Raw genomic sequence first — 17,732 nt, 5'->3', positions numbered from 1 at the left:
GTACCCCCTCCTGTGCGGCAATCCGCGTTTTGAGTTTGGCATTCTCGGCGTGTACTTCGTCATCGAGAGTGACCACGCGCCGATGATCGACGATTCCCAGCGGCCAGGCAATAAAGGACCAGGCATTGGCAGCGACCCGCCCGGAGGGTGGATAGCTCGGTGGAAGGTGAGGCAGGTCAGCGCGGAACAGGCCCGGTAGGACGCGTTTTTCAGCCGTTGAAGAACCGTGGAGCTGCACCGTTCACGACGGAGGAAATCCAGCGGCAGTGCAGCCAATGGATGGATAGATGGATGAAAGGAAGTATGGATCGTTGCAATGGCAGGGATGGCGGTGCAGGTGTGGGTGAAGCTGGGAGGTGCTTGTGGTGAGGTTCCGCGAGAGCGAGCACGTCCCGGGCGCCAGGCTCCTGGCCGACAGGTCCCTGATCCAGGGTACGCAGTACCTAGGCGGAGCTGGGCGTGCGTGTGCCGAGGGCGTAGGCGATGGCGCTCTGGAGGGTGCCGCGGGTCTTCACGGAGCCCAGGTTTGCGCCGAGTTCGACGAGGATGCGGGCGACGTCGGGGCCGATGCCGGTGAGGACCACCTCGGTGCCGAGCAGGTTTGCGGCCTGCGCGGTGCGGATCAGGGCATTGGCCACGGCGGTGTCGACGTTCTTCACGCCCGTGACGTCGAGGATGGCGATCTGCGCCCTCTGGGCGGCGATGCCCGCGAGCAGGGTCTCCATGATCTGGTTCGCCCTGCTGGCGTCGATGGTACCGAGCAGGGGCATGAGCACGAGCCCCTGGGCGAGGGGGATGAGGGGGCTCGACAGCTCACGGATGGCGCGCTCCTGGGCCAGGATGACCTCCTCCCGGAGCGCTGCCCGCTCCTGCTCGCTGCGGCGCTGGTCCCGGAGAATGCTGCCGACGGCGCGGATCTCTCCCTGCTCGTCCTGGATCGCAAAGCTCGAGAGCTGACCCGGGAAGGTGCTGCCGTCGGGCCGGCGGTACGTGAGCATCACCTGCCACGCCTCGCCCGCCGATGAGGTCTCCGCGGCCTCCCTGAGGGCGACGCGGCTCTCCTCGGTGATCAGATCGGTGTGGGACTTGCCGAGGCATGCCTCGTCCACCATGCGGCGGAAGGCCGGGTTGGCGTAGGTGATCTTGTCGTCGGTGGTGAGGGTGATGCCGTCCGTTGCGTTCTCGGCGAGGGCGAAGAAGGTGCTGAGCTTTGCGTTGAGCTCCTGCACCTCTTGCCTCGCCAGGAACTCCGAGGTGACGTCGTGGGAGTGGACGACGATGCCGCGGATCTCGCCGTCCACCCCGCGGTGCGCGATGTAATGGAAGTTGTGGTAGCGCCGCTCGAGTTCCCCGGTCCCGGAGCGGTCGAGATCCGCGGGGATGAATCGGCCAGCATAGGTCTCGCCGGTCTCGAAGACCTGGTCGAGCAGCTCGTAGAAGCCCTGTCCGGAGATCTCCGGCAGGGCCTCGCGGATGGTCTTGCCGGTCACCTCCCGACCGCCCGGGCCGAGGATGGCGTCCTTCCAGGGCGGGTTCGCGAATGAGATCACATGCTCCTTGCCCCGGAGGATGGCGAAGAGCGCGGGCATCTGGATGACGGCCCCGCGCAGCTCGTCCCGCTCCCGGGAGACCTCCGAGAGGGTGTTTTCAAGCGTGGCGACGCGCGCTTTCAGCGTGGCGATCTCCGCTTGGAGCTGGTCGTCGAGGGTGGCCATTTCAAGATGATCGGCGATCTCGTGGGGTCGGGCAATGGAGGACCATGCCGCGAATGCCCACCGGGGCTGGATGGATCCTGAGAGAGGTGTGGTGGTTACCGCGCCTTGAGCGAAGGTGCGGAGGCGCTGTGCGTGGGCTTGCCCATGGCGTAGGCGACGGCGCTCTGGAGGGTGCCGCGGGTCTTGAGGGTGCCGAGATCGACGCCGAGTTCGACGAGGATCCGGGCGACGTCGGGGGCGATGCCGGTGAGGACCACCTCGGTGCCGAGCAGGTTCGCGGCCTGGGCGGTCTTGACCAGGGCATTGGCGACGGCGGTGTCGACGTGCTTGATGCCGGTGACGTCGAGGATGGCGATGCGGGCGCGCTGCGCGGCGACGCCGTCGAGCAGGGTCTCCATGATCTGCTTGGCCCTGCTGCTGTCGATGGTGCCGAGCAGGGGCATGACCACCAGACCGTCGGCGAGGGGGATGAGGGGCGTGGACAGCTCCCGGATGGCGCGCTGGTGGGCGGCGAGGGCCTGCTCGCGGAGGGCGTCCCGCTCCTCCTCGTTGCGGCGCTGATCGGTGAGGTCGCGGAGGATGCTGCCAACGGCGCGGATTCCCCCTGCCTCGTCGCGGATGGTGAAGTGCGAAGCCTGCCCGAGGAACGTGCTGCCGTCGCTGCGGCAGTAGTTGAGCATCCCCTGCCATGCCTCCTCGGGCGACGAGGTCGCCTCGGCCTCCCGGAGCACCTCGCGGCTCACGTCGTCGACGAGTTCGGCGTGGGACTTGCCGATGCACGCCTCTCCCTGCGCCACCATGCTGCGGAACGCCGGGTTCGCGTAGCTGATCTTCCCGTCCGTGGTCACGATGATCCCGTCCGGTGCGTTCTCGGCGAGGGCGAAGAAGGTGCTGAGCTTGGCGTTGAGCCTCTGCACCTGCTGGCGCGCCAGGTACTCCGAGGTGACGTCGGCGGCGTGGACAACGATGCCGATGATCTCGCCGTCCAGGCCGCGGTGCGCGATGTAATGGAAGGTATAGTAGCCCCGCTCGACCTGCCCGGTCCCGAAGCGGTCGAGATCCAGCGGTATGCCTTCGCCGAGGAAGGTCGCGCCGGTCGTGAAAACGCCGTCGAGCAGCTCGTAGATGCCCTGTCCGGCGAGTTCCGGGAGCACCTCCCGGATGGTCTTGCCAATGACGTCCTTGTGGCGGGGTCCGACGGCATTTAGCCAGGGCTGGTTCGCGAACGTGATCACGTGATCCTTGCCCTGGAGGAGCACGATGAGCGCTGGCATCTGGAGCATGGCGCCGCGCAGGTCGTTCCGTTCCCGGGTCACGACCCCCACTTCCCCCTGCAGCAAGGTGACCTGCGCTCTCAGCGTGTCATTCTCTGTCCGAAGTGCGTCATCGAGGTCATCGAGAGCGATCATTGCGAGGATGATCAGCGATCTCTACCCGATGAACAATCGGGAGAGCCACGCCGCGCCGCATGCGCCTCGACGGTAGGAAACGCTCCTCCAGCGCTGCCAGCGCTGCCAGCGCTGCCGCGGTGCAGCGTTGGCTTTCTGTCCGCTGCCGGAGGAATGCGGAATGCGAAATGCGGAACGATCTGTGCTCCTTCGCAGTACCCCTGCACGCCGCTGCTCGCCTCGGCCCTCTCACGGTGCGTCGCGCCGGTATGCGCGCAGCCTCCGGTAGAGGGTGGAGACGCCGATCCCCAGCTCCGCGGCGGCCCGCGTCTGGTTGCCGCCGCAGCGCGCCAGGACAGACAAGAGGTGATCACGCTCCATGTCGTCCATGGTGCGCGGGCGCGGTTTCGGGGCGAGGACCGGCTGGTGCGCGCGGACCTCCTCCGGGAGATCTTCGGGCACGACGCGCGGGCCCTCGGCGAGGGCCGCGGCACGCTCCATCGCGTTCTCCAGCTCCCGGACGTTCCCGGGCCAGCGGTGGCGCACGAGGCGGTCGGCTGCGGCGGGGCTCAGGCGCAAGGCAGGGCGCTTCATGCGGTCGCCAGCTTGCGCGAGCAGCGCCCGTGCGAGCGGCAGGATGTCCTCGCGCCGCTCGCGCAACGGGGGGATCCGGAGCTCGATCACCTTCAGCCTGTAATAGAGATCCTGCCGGAAGCGCCCGGCTTCCACCTCGACGTGGAGGTCACGGTTCGTCGCTGCCACGAGCCGCACGTCCACGGGCCTCACCCGGTTCTCGCCCAGCCGCCGCACCTCGCGGGCTTGCAGGGCGCGGAGCAGCTTCGCTTGCACGCCGACCGGGAGCTCGCCCACCTCGTCGAGCAGCAGCGTGCCGCCCTGCGCGGCCTCGAACAGGCCCGGGCGGTCGCGGGTGGCGCCGGTGAAGGCCCCGCGGGTATGCCCGAACAGCTCGCTGTCGAGGAGGGTCTCCGGGATGGCGGCGCAGTTGATGGCCAGGAATGGCCCGTGCGCGCGGGGAGACGCGTCGTGGACCAGGCGCGCCACCCGCTCCTTGCCGGCGCCGCTCTCGCCCGTGACGAGCACCGTGGCGTCCACCTGGGCCGCGCGGCGCGCCATCGCGAGGACCCGATGCATGGCAGCGCTCGCCGTGACCAGCTCACCAGGAGCGTCGCGGGCGCCGCGGGCGCCGCGGGCGCCGCGGGCGCTGCGGGCGTCGCGGGAAGCATGCGCGTCATGGGCGAGCGCGGTGCAGGCGAGCGCCGCTGCGCGTGGGCGGGGCTTGCGCTGCACGTGGCCGAGCGCCGTGGCGACGTCGCGCAGGGAGGCTTCGAGGCCGTCGAGCCTGGCGTCGATGCGGTCGAGGTGGAAGGGAACCAGGTGCGCGGGGGGCTCGGCGTCCCAGGCCTCGGCGGGCCGGGCGAGGAAGCCGCAGTGCGCATCACCGCGCGCGAGGCAGCGGTGCTCGACCACCTGGATGGGCCGGCCCTCGGTGCGGGTGAGGTACCCGCTCGCGATCCCCGCCAGGATCCAGCACACCGGCGCGCTGGCGGGGCCCAGGTGCAGGAGGTGCTGCTCCGCCTCGAACGAGGCCTCCACCCGGGCGCCCGTGGGCGAGAGCGGGTCGCCGTCGCCGGGGGCGAGCCGGAGCAGGCCCTGCAGGAGGTGGATGCGTCCTCCCGCGTCGCGCAGCTCGGCGGGGCTGTCCCACGGGATCTCGGACTGCACTGCCTCGGCCATGCGGTAGCCGTGGGTGAAGCCGAAGCGCGTCAGCATGGCGCTGGCCGCCGTGAGCCCGAGCGCCTCGACGAGCTGTCGCCGCAGCAGGCCGATGGCGACGACGTCGAGCAGGATCGCGCGCGCTCCCGAGAAGCGGACTTCGCCGGCGTGGGGATCGATGTCCAGGAGCTCCGAAAGATCGAGGTCCGCTGCGCGCATGTCCTGCCCTCCCGGTCGACGTGACCGACGATCCGGTCAGCCTGACCGACCACTCCTGCCGGCGCGAGAGCCAAGCAGCGAGGAATCCCGGGGATCTCGGCGCTGGTCCACAGCCTGCTGGAGGAGCCCGGTCACCGAGGGAGCGGCTGTCGCTCCACGGCCCACCGCGTCTGCTCAGGAGGGCGACCCAGATGACGTCACGCATCGACATTCTTTCACCCGTCGTTCGCGCCGATCCCTATCCGCACTACGCGGAGCTGCGCCGCCGCGGCCCGGTGTGCGAGGTCGATCCCGGGGGGATGTGGGCGGTGAGCCGGCACGAGGAGGTCCTGCGGGTGCTCAAGAGCCCGGCGATCTTCTCGTCGCAGGGGTTCCAGCGCGCCTGGGAGCCGCCGTGGCTCGGATACAACCCCCTGGCCCGCTCGCTGCTGGCCACGGATCCGCCGCGGCACGCGCGGCTCCGCGCCCGGCTCCACCGGGTGTTCGCGGGATCCACGCTCTCCCGGATGGAGCCGCGGCTCCGTGCCTTCGCCGAGGGACTCGCGGCGCGGCTCGCGGGGGAGGTCGACGTGGTGGCTGCCTACGCGGCGCCCGTGCCGGCGTTCGTGATCGCGGAGCTGCTCGGGCTGGATCAGGCGCTCGCCCCCCGCTTCGAGCGCTGGGCGGACGACCTCCTCTCCGTCACCCCGGAGCCGGAGAGCGCCGCCCACGTGGCCCGGGTCCGCGGGAGCATGGCCGAACTCTGCGATTACCTCGGCGAGGTCGTCGCTGCCCGGCGCCGGGTGCCCGCCGACGACGTGGTGGGAGGGCTGCTGAGCGCCGGCGCGGGCGGCGACGGCGACGGCGACGGCGACGGCGACAGCGCCGCACGGCTGAGCGACGCCGAGGCGATCGAGATGCTCGTGGTGCTGCTCTTCGGAGGGCTGGAGACCACCACGCATTTCCTCGCCAACACGCTGCTCTTCCTGGCCGATCACCCGGAGGAGCTGTCCCGCCTCCGCGAGCGCCCGGAGCGCATCCCCGCCTTCCTGGAGGAGATGAACCGCTACGACGGGCCGACGCAGTCGGTGCCCAGGATCGTCGTGGAGGAGGTGTCACTCGGAGGCGTGACCCTGCCCGCGGGCGCGCTGGTGCTCGCCCTGGTGGGTTCGGCGAACCGGGACGAGGTGCGCTTCGTCGACGCCGACCGGTTCGATCCGGAGCGCGGGCAGAGCGGCCTCGGGTTCGGTCACGGCATTCACTTCTGCGCTGGCGCGGCGCTGGCGCGGCTGGAGGCGCGCGTGGCGCTGGAGGTGCTGGTCGCACGGTTCGGGAGGATCGAGCGGGTCCCGGGGGCGTTGCGGTACAACCGCACCCTCACGGTGCGCGGCCCGGTCGCGCTGCCGCTCCGGCTGCTGTCCTCCTGAGGTCACCGCGCGCGGGGCGTGGGGGTGCCGAGGGCGTAGGCCACGGCGCTCTGGAGCGTCCCCCGGGTTTGCACGGTGCCGAGGTCGGCGCCGATCTCGACGAGGATGCGCGCGACGTCGGGGCCGATGCCGGTGAGGACCACCTCGGTGCCGAGCAGGTTCGCGGCCTGGGCGGTGCGGACCAGGGCGTTGGCCACGGCGCTGTCGACGTTCTTCACCCCGGTGACGTCGAGGATGGCGATCCGCGCCCTCTGGGCGGCGATGCCCGCGAGCAGGGTCTCCATGATCTGGTTCGCCCTGCCGGTGTCGATGGTGCCGAGCAGGGGCATGAGCACGAGCCCCTGGGCGAGGGGGATGAGGGGGCTCGACAGCTCGCGGATGGCGCGCTCCTGGGCCAGGATGATCTCCTCCCGGAGCGCCGCCCGCTCCTGCTCGCTGCGGCGCTGATCCCGGAGGATGCTGCCCACGGCGCGAATCTCTCCCTCTTCGTCCTGGATGATGAAGCTCGAGAGCTGGCCGGGGAAGGTGCTGCCGTCGGGCCGGCGGTACGTGAGCATCACCTGCCACGCATCCTCGGCCGACGAGGTCTCCGCGGCCTCCTGGAGCGCGATGCGGCTCTCCTCGGTGATCAGGTCGGTGTGGGCCTTGCCGAGGCACGCCTCGTCCACCATGCGGCGGAAGGCCGGGTTGGCGTAGGTGATCTTGCCGCTGGTGGTGAGGGTGATGCCGTCCGTCGCGTTCTCGGCGAGGGCGAAGAAGGTGCTGAGCTTCGCGTTGAGGTTCAGCACCTCCTGCCGCGCCAGGAACTCCGTGGTGACGTCGTGGGAGTGGACGATGATCCCGCGGACCTCGCCTTCCTTGCCGCGGTGCGCGATGTAATGGAAGTTGTGGTAACGCCGCTCGAGTTCCCCGGTCCCGGCGCGGTCGAGGTCCACCGGGGTGAACGCGCCGAAGTGGGTCTCGCCCGTCCTGTAGACGCGGTCGAGCAGCTCGTAGAACCCCTGTCCCTGGAGCTCCGGCATCACCTCGCGGATGGTCTTGCCGAGCACCTGCCGACCTTTCTGGCCGAAGACGGCTTCCAGCCAGGGCTTGTTCGCGAGGGAGAACACGTGCTCCTTGCCCTTGAGGAGGACGAAGAGCGCGGGAATCTGGAGGATGGCCCCGCGCAGGTCGTCTCGCTCCTGGGAGACCTCCGCGAGGCTGCTTTCCAGCGCGGTGACGCGCGATTCCAGCTCGGCGATCTTTGCCTGGAGCTCCTCGACAGACGGCATCCGTCCATGTTCGGCGATCTCGTTCGGCCGAACAATAGGGGGCTCGGGGCGCGTGGTAGCGTGGGCCCGATGGACATCGTCTGCGTGCGCTGCTCCGCGGCCATCCCCGCCGCCGACATCGACCTCGGCACCCACCTCGCCAGGTGCCAGGGCTGCAATGCCGTCTTCGATGTCACGGCGCAGGTGGAGCAGGGGTCGCGGGCGCTCGCGCGGAGCACGCCCTACCTGCTGGTGCCGCCCACGATCCAGGTCGTGGAGGAGGGGGGCGGCGCCCTGGAAGAGGGGAGCTACCGCTCGGCTCCCGGCGTGGGTCGGCTCGTGCTCGTGCGGAGCTGGGCCTCGAGGGACAACACCATCCGGACGATCTTCCTCGGCCTCTGGAGCATGATGGTCTTCACCACGCTCGCGACCACGTGCATGGATTCAGGGCCGTTCGACGCGATGATGCTGTTCCTGCTCGTGTTCGCTGCCGTGGGCGGGTGGGGCCTCTACCATGCCGTCGCGGGGTTGCTGAACAAGACCTGGATCGTGGTGACCTCCGACGCGCTCACCATCAAGCACGTCCCGCTGCCATGGTCTGGAAACCGGGCAATTCCGCTCTCCGATCTGAAGTCCCTCCGGTACGAGACGGTAGTGACCACGGGAAAGCATGCGAGCACCAGCTACACGCTCTGGGGGAGTCTCCGGGGGGGCGAGAGCGTGGAGCTGCTCAGGGGTCTCCCTTCCTTCGACGAGGCGCGTTTCATCACGGAGCGGGTGGAGGAGCACCTCGCCGACATGAAAGAGTCGCGCGGGGCGAGGTTCTTGCCGAGGTGAGCGGTGATAGCGTGTGGCCGTGGATATCCGCTGCACGCGCTGCTCCGCGCCGGTCTTCGAGGACGAGGTGACCCTCAGGGCCTCCGAGCGCCTCGATCCGTGAGGTGACCTGGCGTGGCTACCCTGGGTGAATGATGAGCACGGAGCGAGCAAGAGAGACGGCGGAAGCGCAGGGCGCCATGGCGCGCCTGGCGCTGGGGTTCACGGCGTGGGCCGAGCGGTGGTTCCCCGACTCGTACGTGTTCGCGGCGGTGGCGCTGGTGGCGGTGGCGGTCGGGGCGCTGGTCATGGGCGCGCCGCCGCTCGCGGTGGCGAAGGGGTTCGGGGACGGGTTCTGGTCGCTGATCCCGTTCACCATGCAGATGGCGTTCGTGGCGCTCACCGGGTACGTGGTCGCCAGCTCGCCGCCCGCGGGTCGGCTCATCGCGCGGCTGGCGGCGGTGCCTCGCACGGGGAGGGGAGCCATCGCCGCGGTGGCCACGATCAGCATGCTGGCGTCGCTGCTCAACTGGGGGCTCAGCCTGGTGTTCAGCGGGCTCCTGGTGCGGGCGCTGGCGCGGCGGGCGGAACTGCGCATGGACTACCGCGCGGCGGGGGCGGCGGCGTACCTGGGCCTCGGGGCGACGTGGGCGCTCGGGATCAGCTCGTCGGCGGCGCAGCTCCAGGCCAATCCGGCGAGCCTGCCGAAGCCGCTGCTCCAGATCTCGGGGGTCATCCCCTTCACGGAGACCATCTTCCTCTGGCAATCGATGCTGATGGCGGTGGTGCTGGTGGTGGTGTCCACCGCCATCGCCTGGATGTCGGCGCCCGCGGGGGAGAAGGCGGTGACGGCGGAGGAGATGGGGGTGGCGCTGGAGGGGGCGGGGAGCGCGCTGCCGCGCGAGAAGCTCGGCCAGGCGGCAGGCGAGGTGCAGGCCAAGAGGCCCGGGGAGTGGCTGGAGCACAGCCCGGTGCTGACGGTGCTCCTCGTGCTGATGGCGGTGGGCTGGCTCGGGCAGGAGATGAGCCGCCAGAACCCGATCGTCGCGATCTCGAACCTGAACACCTACAACCTCGCGTTCCTGATGCTGGGGCTCCTCCTGCACTGGCGACCGCGGAGCTTCCTGGATGCGGTGGCGAAGGCGGTGCCGGCGACGGGCGGGGTGCTGATCCAGTTCCCCCTCTACGGGGCGATCGCCACCATGATGACGGCGACGAAGGGGGCGGATGGGCACGCGCTGTCGGACCGGATCGCGCAGCTCTTCGTGGGGCTGTCGACAGCGGAGAGCTTCCCGCTCCTGATGGGGGTCTACTCGGCGGTGCTGGGGTTCTTCATCCCCTCGGGGGGAGGGAAGTGGATCATCGAGGCGCCGTACGTGATGCAGGCGGCGAACGATCTGCAGGTGCACCTGGGCTGGGCGGTGCAGGTGTACAACGCGGCGGAGGCGCTGCCGAACCTGGTGAACCCGTTCTGGATGCTGCCGCTGCTCGGGGTGCTGTCCCTCAAGGCGCGGGACATCGTGGGCTTCAGCTTCCTGCAGCTCCTCGTGCACGCGCCGCTGGTGCTGTTCATGCTCTGGGCGCTGGGGCAGACGCTCGGGTACACGCCGCCCGTGATGCCCTGAAGGGCCCGAGGGGCGAGGGTCACGGGCGGCGGGCCGCCTACCTGGCGCCGAGGGCGGCGGCGCGGGCCTTGGCCTTCTCGTAGAGCGCGAGGCGCTCCTTCGTGCGGGCGTCGATGAACTGGACGAGGCCCTCCTCCAGCTTCTTCCTGGCCCCGGCGCAGTCCTTCTCCGCCTTGTTCTCGTACTTCTTGGGGATGGCGGTGAGCTTGCCGCGTTTGCTGTCGAGCGACTCCGGGGAGGCATCGATCTTCTCCCCTTCCTTGCGGCCCTCGGCCCAGGTCTTGTTCACGCATTCGAACCAGGCGTCGTCGAGCGCCTCGATGTCGGTGCCGGCCTTCGCCGGGACGGCGTTGCCCTTGGCGAAGCCGCGGATGGTGTCGACGTCGACCAGCGTGTGCTGCAAGGGGGCCGGCCAGCTCGCCGGGGAGCCCGCGCCCGTGTCGATAGGCAGCCCCTCCTTGTCGACGTCGTTCGGGATGCTGAGCCGGTAGCGTCCGCCGTCGAGCGAGACGAAGATCACGTTGCCGCTCTCGACCATCCACACCATGCCCGGCGTGCCCGCTGCGAGCGGCGGCGGCCACCCCTTGAGCTGGTAGGTGCGGAGGCGGCTCGGGTCGCCGAAGGCCACCCGGCCTCGGAGCATGCCGCCATGCTTCGCCAGGCCCTTGGCAGCCTTGTCCCAGGGGTCGTCGGAGGGGTAGCCGCCGAGGTCACCGCCGAGGCCCTGCTGGCTTCCGCCGATGTACTCGGAGGCTGGCGCCCACCGCCCCCCCGGGGCGCCCTTGGCGCTCACGCGCACCAGCATGGAGGCGTCGATCGCAGCGAGCGCCTCCTCGATCTTGGCGAGGTTGCCGGAGTCCTCGGGCTTGAACTGCGGCAGCCGCTTCAGGACGGAGATCGCCTGGAACTGCTCCCCGGCCTTCTCGTAAGGCGTCTTCTCGGGGGGCGGGGTGGCGGCGCCGCGGTGGGTCGGCGCGCCGAGCGGGTCGGCCTCGGCGTCGCGGTTGAGGGCGGTGGCGAGGTCGCGCACGGAGCGGGGCGTGACGTTGGCGCGCGCCTCGGGGCGGATGAACCAGAGGTCACCCTGGGTGCCGAGGAAGAGCCAGTGCTTGCCTTCGGGGCCGTTCAGCCAGTGTCCCACGCTGTCGCCGCGATCCCTGGCCGCCTCGACGAACAGCTCGACGACGTCGCTCTGCTTGTCGAGGCGGACCTTGGGCAGGTCCCCGAGGCGGTCGAGGACCAGCGCGACGAAGCCGTCCGCGCTCGAGTAGTGCCCGAGCCGGAAGGCCGGAATCTTCTCGTCGCGCTTCTTCGGGGCTGCCGCGCCGTCGTTCGCGGTCTGCGGCGGCGGGGCGCTCGCGGAGGGCTCGCATCCGAGCGGGGAGAGGAGGCCAAGAGCCAAGGGTATCCAGCGCAAGGTTCGCATCGACGCGGAGCGTATCATTGCTGTCGAGCGCGTCGCGCCCATGACGAGGTGCGGCATTGCCCTCGCGCGGGAGTGCCGTCGCGGGCGCGTCGCTCACCAGCGCGCGCACCCGCCGGTCGCGTGCCGGCTTTCGGCGATGCGGGAAGGGTGTTACCCCTGGGCTTGGGAGTCGATCGATGGATGCAGCGAGCGGGCGCATTGCCGCATCCAGAACGCCGGGTCGGTCTCGCCTGGCGTATCGCAGCCTGCAGCGTGCAGGCGTTGCCGGGAGGCGAGCCTCTCCCGTGAGGCAGGCCAGGGGGGCTTTGCTGGGACTGCTGTGCGTCCTTGCCGGGTGCCTCCGTGGAGAGGTCACCTCGGACCGCGCCGACCTCGCGGCGGAAGGCGCGTCCCCGGTGCTGGCGGCGTCCGCGTCGACCATGCCCGCGGTGAGCGCACCAGGACCTGGGACTTCATCGGGCGCTCCCGAGGCTTCGAGCATGGCGGCTCCTCCGCCGGAGCCCTCCACCGAGGCCGCCACCGAGCCGCACCTCCCGATGCCGCGCCCCTACCGCGGCCGGCTTGGCGCTGCCGTGGCGCTGAATGCGACGTGCGTGTCCTGCCACGCGGAGGAGGCGGCGGCGTGGCGCGGCTCGCACCACCAGCGCGCTCACCTGAACCCCGCGTTCCGGGAGGCCTTCACCATCGAGCCCACGGCGTTCTGCCGCGGCTGCCACGCTCCCGAGGCCGACCCGAGGAAGGATCCGCCGGCCGCGGTGGGCCAGCTCGGGGTCGCCTGCGTCACCTGCCACGTGACCGAGGAGGGGTCCGTGCTCGCTGCCACGGTTCCGGGGACTGCACCGGCAGCGCCAGGAGGCGCGGATCTCCCGGCCACGGTCGGCATGCCTCACGCGGTGCAGAGGTCGCCGGAATTCGCCCGGACCGGCGGGTGCGTCGGCTGCCACGAGTTCCGTTTCCCGCTGGCGCCCGGCGACGAGGATGCACACTTCATGCAGACCACGGTGAGGGAGCACCAGCGCTCGCCCTCGGCCGGGAAAGCGTGCGCCGCGTGCCACATGCCCGTGGTGAAGGGGCGTCGGTCGCACGCCTTCGCCGAGGTCCGCGATCCGGAGTGGCTGAGGGACCACCTGCGGGTGACGGCCGCGCGCGTGGAGGAGGACACGGTCCGCCTCACGCTCGTCCAGACCACGCCGGGGCACGCCTTCCCCACCGGGGACCTGTTCCGGAGGCTGGAGGTCGGGTGCGAGCTGCGCCGTGCCGATGGGAAGGTGGTGCGCCGCGAGGTGCGCCACCTCGCCCGCCACTTCGAGGCCGTCCCGGGGAAGCCGGGGCGACACCTCGACCGCGACGACCGCGTGGAGAGCGCGCCGAAGACCGTTGACATCGAGCTGTCAGTGCCGCCGTCTGCGCCGCCCTCCGATCACATCGCCTGGTGGGTGACCTACCAGCGGGTAGCGACCGTCGGCGCGGGGACAGACCCGAGCCAGGCGCGGGTGGAGTCCGAGGTCAAGCTGCATGCGGGGGTGCTGCGGTGATGCGATCGCGATGCCTCGCCTGGTTGCTGCCGCTCTGCATGATCGTCGTGGGGGCGAGCGCCTGCTCCCGCAAGAACGAGCAGGCGGAGGTCACGCCCCAGAAGGAGACGCCGGCCGTGGCGGAGGCGCCGTCGAGCGCCCCGTCCGGCGCCCCGAGCGCAGGGCGCGCCGTGGATCCGACGCCAGCGACGAAGGCCATCCCCACCCTCGTTCTGGAGCGGTTCTCGCCGGAAGGGGTCTCCCTGAGCAACGTCTATCCCATCGAGGGCGCGCTGGCGGTGGTGGACGGCCTGCGGGTGGGCCGGCTCGTGGGCGAGAAAGTGGAGTGGTTCGCCACGCTCCCCGAGATGAACCAGTGGCTCGGAGGCAGCTCCATCCGCGACGTGCTGGGGGCGTGGCCCGACGCCGTCGACGTGCTCTACACCTCCAACAACGGCAGGGCGCTGCAACCCTCGTACTTCCCGCTGACCGGCAAGGGCGTCCAGCACACCCTGGCGCCCGGCGGAGGCAACGCCGACGTGCTGGGGGTGGTGCGCCTCGGCAAGACGACCTTGCTGGGAGGGTGGACCCACTTCGCAGGGTTCGAGATCAAGGCTGTGCGTGGACCAGGCGTGAGCTTCAAGCTGCAGACCGGCGCGGAGGCCGGGTGCAAGGAGGGCGAGCTTGAGAACTTCGCCAGGTCGGAGGAGCCGATCGCCGTCATGCCCGTCGCCTTCGGGAGCACCCCGCAGGGCACCGTGATGACCCTCGGGACCCTCTGCGACAAGCGCGGGCCGGTCGCGGAGGTGTGGGACAAGCCCGGCAAATCACGCCTCGTCGACCTCGGCCCGTGGGTGAAGGAGATGAGCTACCGGCCCCAGATCCTGCAGGGCACTGGCGACGAACTCTGGATCCATACCGACAGCATCACGCCCATCGTGCACTACCTGAACGGCACCTTCTCGGCCCTGCCCAAGCTCGACAAGCCGATGAAGAACGTCTTCGTCTCCCAGCAGCGTCAACTCCACGTGAATGACGGACACACCATCCATCGCCACGAGGACGGTACATGGGTTCCCGTCGCGCACCTCGCGTGGCCGCCGGAGTTCTGGAGCATTGATCTCCACGAGGGCACCTTCTGGGTCAGCGCCGGAGGGCTCCACCGGCTCCGCGAGGGCAAGGGCGTGGCGTTCGAGGAGGGCTGCGCCACGCCCTTCGTGTTCCTCTACGACGTCAGCTCCAAGAACCCGGCCGACTTCACGTTTCCCACGACCCGCAAGGCGCTCGCCACGTTCCCGAGCGTCTCCGAACTCCGCCTCGTCGAGTTCCAGGAGAACGGCCGCCGCCTCGGCGTCACGGTGCCCAGCAAGGAGCAGGGCGAGGCCCTCATCGCGCACGTGGAGGCGACCATGAAGGACGAAGCGCCCAGGCTGCTTTGCTACGAGCCGCAGAAGCCCCGGGTGATCGAGCTGGCGCCGAAGAGCAAGTGAGCGCCCTGGCACGCCGAGACCGCCGCCGTGCATCGCCACGGCACCCGTACGATGCACACCCTTTCTTCAGAAGCATGGCCATGAGAACCCAACGAGCCGCGTGGGCGCTGTCGCTCTGCGTGATGGCCGCGTCTTCGAGCGCCTGCTCCCGCGAGGAGAAGCAGGAGGAGGTCACACCGCAGAAGGACTCGCCGGCCGTGGCGGAGGCGCCGTCAAGCGCACCGTCTGGCGCGCCGAGCGCAGGGCTCGCCGTGGACGCGAAGCCGGCGACGAAGACGATCCCCACGCTCGTCATGGAGCGGTTCTCGCCGGAAGGGCTCCTCCTGAGCAGCGTCTATCCCATCGAGGGCGCGCTGGCGGTGGTGGACGGCCTGCGGGTGGGTCGGATCGTGGACGAGAAGGTGGAGTGGTTCGGCAAGCTCCCCGAGCTGAACCAGGGGTTCGGAGGCAGCACCATCAACGGCGTGCTCGGGGTGTGGCCCGACGCCGTCGACGTGCTCTACACCTCCAACAACGGCAGGGCGCTGCAACCCTCGTACTTCCCGCTGACGGGCAAGGGCGTCCAGCACACGCTCGCGCCCGAGGGAGGCGCCGCCTCCGACGTGCTGGGGGTGGTGCGCATGGGCCAGACGACCTTGCTGGGAGGGCGGACCTTCTTCAGCGGATTCGAGCTCAAGACCGTCCGTGGGCCAGGCGTGAGCTTGAAGCCGCAGACTGGCGCGGAGGCCGGGTGCAAGGAGGGAGAGCTCGACGACCGCGCCGTGTCGGCGGAGCCGATCGCCGTCATGCCCGCCGCCTTCGGAGGGACTCCGCAGGGCACGGTGATGACCCTCGGGACCCTCTGCGACAAGCGCGGGCCGGTCGCGGAGGTGTGGGACAAGCCAGGCAAGTCACGCCTCGTCGACCTCAGCCCGTGGGTGAAGAAGATGAGCGACCGGCCCCGGATCCTGCCCGGCACTGGCGACCAGCTCTGGATCTACACCGACGAAACCACACCCCTCCTGCAGTACCAGAACGGGACCTTCTCGGCCCTGCCCAGGCTCAACAACCCGATACTGGTGAACGCCTTCGTCTCCTCGCAGGGTCAGCTCCACGCGAGCGACGGGCTGACCATCCATCGCCACGAGGACGGCACGTGGGTGCCCGTCGCGCGCCTCGCCTGGCCGATGCAGTTCTGGAGCATCGCCCTCCACGACGGCACCTTCTGGGTCAGCACCGGAGCGCTCCAACGGCTCCGCGAGGGCAAGGACGTGGCCTTCAAAGAGGGCTGCGCCACGCCCTTCGTGCACCTCCATGTCGTGAGCGACAAGAGCCCGGCCGACCTCACGTTCCCCGCGACCCGCAAGTCGCTCGCCGCATTCCCGGGAGCCGCCGAGATCTCGCTCGTGGAGTTCTACGATGGCTACCGCCGCCTCGGCGTCAAGGTGACCAGCAAGGAGCAGGGCGAGGCCCTCATGGCGCACATGAAGGCGACCATGAAGACGACCATGAAGGACGAAGCGCCCAGGCTGCTCTGCTACGCGCCGGCGAAGCCTCGGGTGATCGACATCGCCGCCAAGGGCAAGTGAGTGCCCTGTTACGCCGAGACCGCCGCCGAAACCGCCGCCATGCACGGCCATGGCACCTGCACGATGCGCACCCTTCATCCAGGAGCATGGCCATGAGAACCCAACGAGTCGCGCGGGCGCTGTCGCTCTGCGTGCTGGCCGCGTGTTCGAGCGCCTGCTCCCGCAAGGACAAGCAGGAGGAGGTCACGCCGCAGAAGGAGACGCCGACCGTGGCGGAGACGCCGTCGAGCGCCCCGTCCGGCGCGCCGAGCGCAGGGGTGGCCGTGGCCCCCGAGCCAGCGACGAAGACCGTCCCCACGCTCGTCGCGGAGCGGTTCGCGCCTGGAGGTGACGCGCTGGAGGCGGTCTACCCGGTCGAGGGTGCGCTCGCGGTGGTGAAGGACCGGCGCGTGGGTCGGATCGTGGGCGAGAAGGTGGAGTGGCTCGGCACGCTCCCCGAGCTGAACGGTTCGCTCAACGGCAGCACCATCACCTCCGTGCACGGGGTGTGGCCCGACGGCATCGACGTGATCTACATGTCCAACAACTACAGGGCGCTGCAGCCCTCGTACTTCCCGCTGACCGGGAAGGGTGTGCAGCACACCGTCCTCCCCGGGGCGAACGGCGGCGACGTGCTGGGGGTGGTGCACCGCGGCGACTCGACCCTGCTGGGAACGTGGAGCTTCACGGAGGGCTTCGTGATCAAGAACGTGCGCGGGCCAGGGATGAGCTTCTCGCAGCAGAGCCCGGAGCAAGCCGGGTGCAAGGAGGGTGACTTCGAAGAGGGAAGCCGGCTGTTCCCGTTGCCTGCGGTCACGCCCTACGTCTTCGGGGGGACCCCGCAGGGCACGCTGATGATCTTCGGGAACCTCTGCGTGAAGCGCGGGCCGGTCGCGGAGGTGTGGGACAAACCAGGCAAGTCGCGCATCGTCGACCTCGGCGCGTGGGTGAAGAGGATGAGCAGCGAGCCCACGATCCTGCAGGGCACCGGTGACGAACTCTGGGTCCACGTCGACGCGAAAGAGCCCATTCTCCACTACCAGAGCGGCACCTTCTCGGCCCTGCCCACGCTCGACAAGCCGGTGACGAAGGTCTTCGTCTCCCAGCAACGTCAGCTCCACGCGAGCGACGGGCAGACCATCCACCGCCACGAGGACGGCAAGTGGGTCCCCGTCGCCCACTTCGCATGGCCGATGCCTCTCCAGAACCTCGTCCTCGACCAGGGCACCTTCTGGGCCACCAGCGGAGGCGTCCAGAGGTTCCGTGAGGGCAGCAGCCTGGCCATGCACGACGGCTGCGCGACCCCCTTCGTCTTCCTCTACGACGTCAGCGACAAGAACCCGGCCGACTTCACCTTCCCCACCACCCGCAAGGCGCTCGCCACGTTCCCGGGAGCCGCCGAACTCTCGCTTGTGGAGTTCCGCGAGGGCACCCGCCGCCTCGGGGTGAAGGTGCCCAGCAAGGAGCAGGGCGAGGCCCTCCTCGCCCACGCGAAGACGGCCATGAAGGACGAAGCGCCCAGGCTGCTCTGCTACGCCCCCACGAAGCCCCGGGCAATCGCGCTGGCGCCGAAGGCCAAGTGAGCGCCTCGGCGCCCCGAAA

12 protein-coding genes are annotated in these 17,732 nt (G+C 70.1%); 7 read left to right on the top strand and 5 right to left on the bottom strand.

The genetic code is table 11. The features are described from left to right. Nucleotides 1–443: 443 nt before the first annotated feature. The 3 genes from CAP_RS50335 to CAP_RS13570 form a co-directional block, all read right to left on the bottom strand. Nucleotides 444–1,715: a PAS domain-containing protein gene (locus CAP_RS50335; protein ID WP_052375071.1), complete on the bottom strand. Its 1,272-nt coding sequence runs from the start codon at nt 1,713–1,715 to the stop codon at nt 444–446. Between the two features lie 95 nt (nt 1,716–1,810). Then, entirely contained in the window at nt 1,811–3,031 is a 1,221-nt protein-coding gene (locus tag CAP_RS44490; RefSeq protein ID WP_197041167.1) for a PAS domain-containing protein, read from the bottom strand. Nucleotides 3,032–3,352: 321 nt separating this feature from the next. After that, nucleotides 3,353–5,056 carry a sigma-54-dependent Fis family transcriptional regulator gene (locus CAP_RS13570; protein WP_044240717.1) on the bottom strand — a complete coding sequence of 568 codons (1,704 nt, stop codon included), beginning with the start codon at nt 5,054–5,056 and terminating at the stop codon, nt 3,353–3,355. Nucleotides 5,057–5,247: 191 nt separating this feature from the next. Here CAP_RS13570 and CAP_RS13565 point away from each other — a divergent pair, with 191 nt between their 5' ends. Continuing rightward, complete coding sequence (locus tag CAP_RS13565; protein WP_044240715.1) at nt 5,248–6,462, top strand: cytochrome P450; 1,215 nt, start codon at nt 5,248–5,250, stop codon at nt 6,460–6,462. A 2-nt stretch (nt 6,463–6,464) separates the two neighbouring features. Here the strand turns inward: CAP_RS13565 and CAP_RS44485 are convergent, their stop codons facing one another. Then, nucleotides 6,465–7,733: a PAS domain-containing protein gene (locus tag CAP_RS44485; RefSeq protein ID WP_052375066.1), complete on the bottom strand. Its 1,269-nt coding sequence runs from the start codon at nt 7,731–7,733 to the stop codon at nt 6,465–6,467. Nucleotides 7,734–7,802: 69 nt separating this feature from the next. Here CAP_RS44485 and CAP_RS44480 point away from each other — a divergent pair, with 69 nt between their 5' ends. Continuing rightward, nucleotides 7,803–8,549 carry a hypothetical protein gene (locus CAP_RS44480; RefSeq protein ID WP_052375064.1) on the top strand — a complete coding sequence of 249 codons (747 nt, stop codon included), beginning with the start codon at nt 7,803–7,805 and terminating at the stop codon, nt 8,547–8,549. 131 nt (nt 8,550–8,680) lie between these two features. Beyond that, on the top strand, nt 8,681–10,153 hold the full coding sequence (locus CAP_RS13550) for a short-chain fatty acid transporter (protein ID WP_044240713.1): 1,473 nt from the start codon (nt 8,681–8,683) through the stop codon (nt 10,151–10,153). Between the two features lie 37 nt (nt 10,154–10,190). Here the strand turns inward: CAP_RS13550 and CAP_RS13545 are convergent, their stop codons facing one another. Continuing rightward, entirely contained in the window at nt 10,191–11,555 is a 1,365-nt protein-coding gene (locus tag CAP_RS13545) for a hypothetical protein (protein ID WP_044240710.1), read from the bottom strand. A 503-nt stretch (nt 11,556–12,058) separates the two neighbouring features. On the opposite strand from CAP_RS13545, the gene CAP_RS13540 reads away from it, so the two are divergent. The 4 genes from CAP_RS13540 (at nt 12,059) to CAP_RS13525 (ending at nt 17,713) form a co-directional block, all read left to right on the top strand. Beyond that, nucleotides 12,059–13,114, top strand: coding sequence for a multiheme c-type cytochrome (locus CAP_RS13540; RefSeq protein ID WP_197041164.1), 1,056 nt, complete (start codon nt 12,059–12,061; stop codon nt 13,112–13,114). After that, nucleotides 13,111–14,583 carry a hypothetical protein gene (locus tag CAP_RS13535; RefSeq protein WP_231511447.1) on the top strand — a complete coding sequence of 491 codons (1,473 nt, stop codon included), beginning with the start codon at nt 13,111–13,113 and terminating at the stop codon, nt 14,581–14,583. Before CAP_RS13540 ends, CAP_RS13535 begins: the two co-directional genes overlap by 4 nt. Nucleotides 14,584–14,663: 80 nt before the next feature. After that, nucleotides 14,664–16,151 carry a hypothetical protein gene (locus CAP_RS13530; protein ID WP_156040762.1) on the top strand — a complete coding sequence of 496 codons (1,488 nt, stop codon included), beginning with the start codon at nt 14,664–14,666 and terminating at the stop codon, nt 16,149–16,151. Nucleotides 16,152–16,243: 92 nt separating this feature from the next. Further along, the gene (locus CAP_RS13525; protein WP_156040761.1) at nt 16,244–17,713 is read left to right on the top strand and encodes a hypothetical protein; all 1,470 of its coding nucleotides are present in this window, start codon (nt 16,244–16,246) and stop codon (nt 17,711–17,713) included. The last annotated feature ends 19 nt before the right edge of the window (nt 17,714–17,732 follow it).

The sequence above is a fragment of the Chondromyces apiculatus DSM 436 genome, from assembly GCF_000601485.1.
GTDB classification, from domain to species: domain Bacteria; phylum Myxococcota_A; class Polyangia; order Polyangiales; family Polyangiaceae; genus Chondromyces; species Chondromyces apiculatus.
The sequence above is the reverse complement of the archived record's forward strand: the minus strand, read 5'-3'. Positions and strand labels throughout refer to the sequence as shown.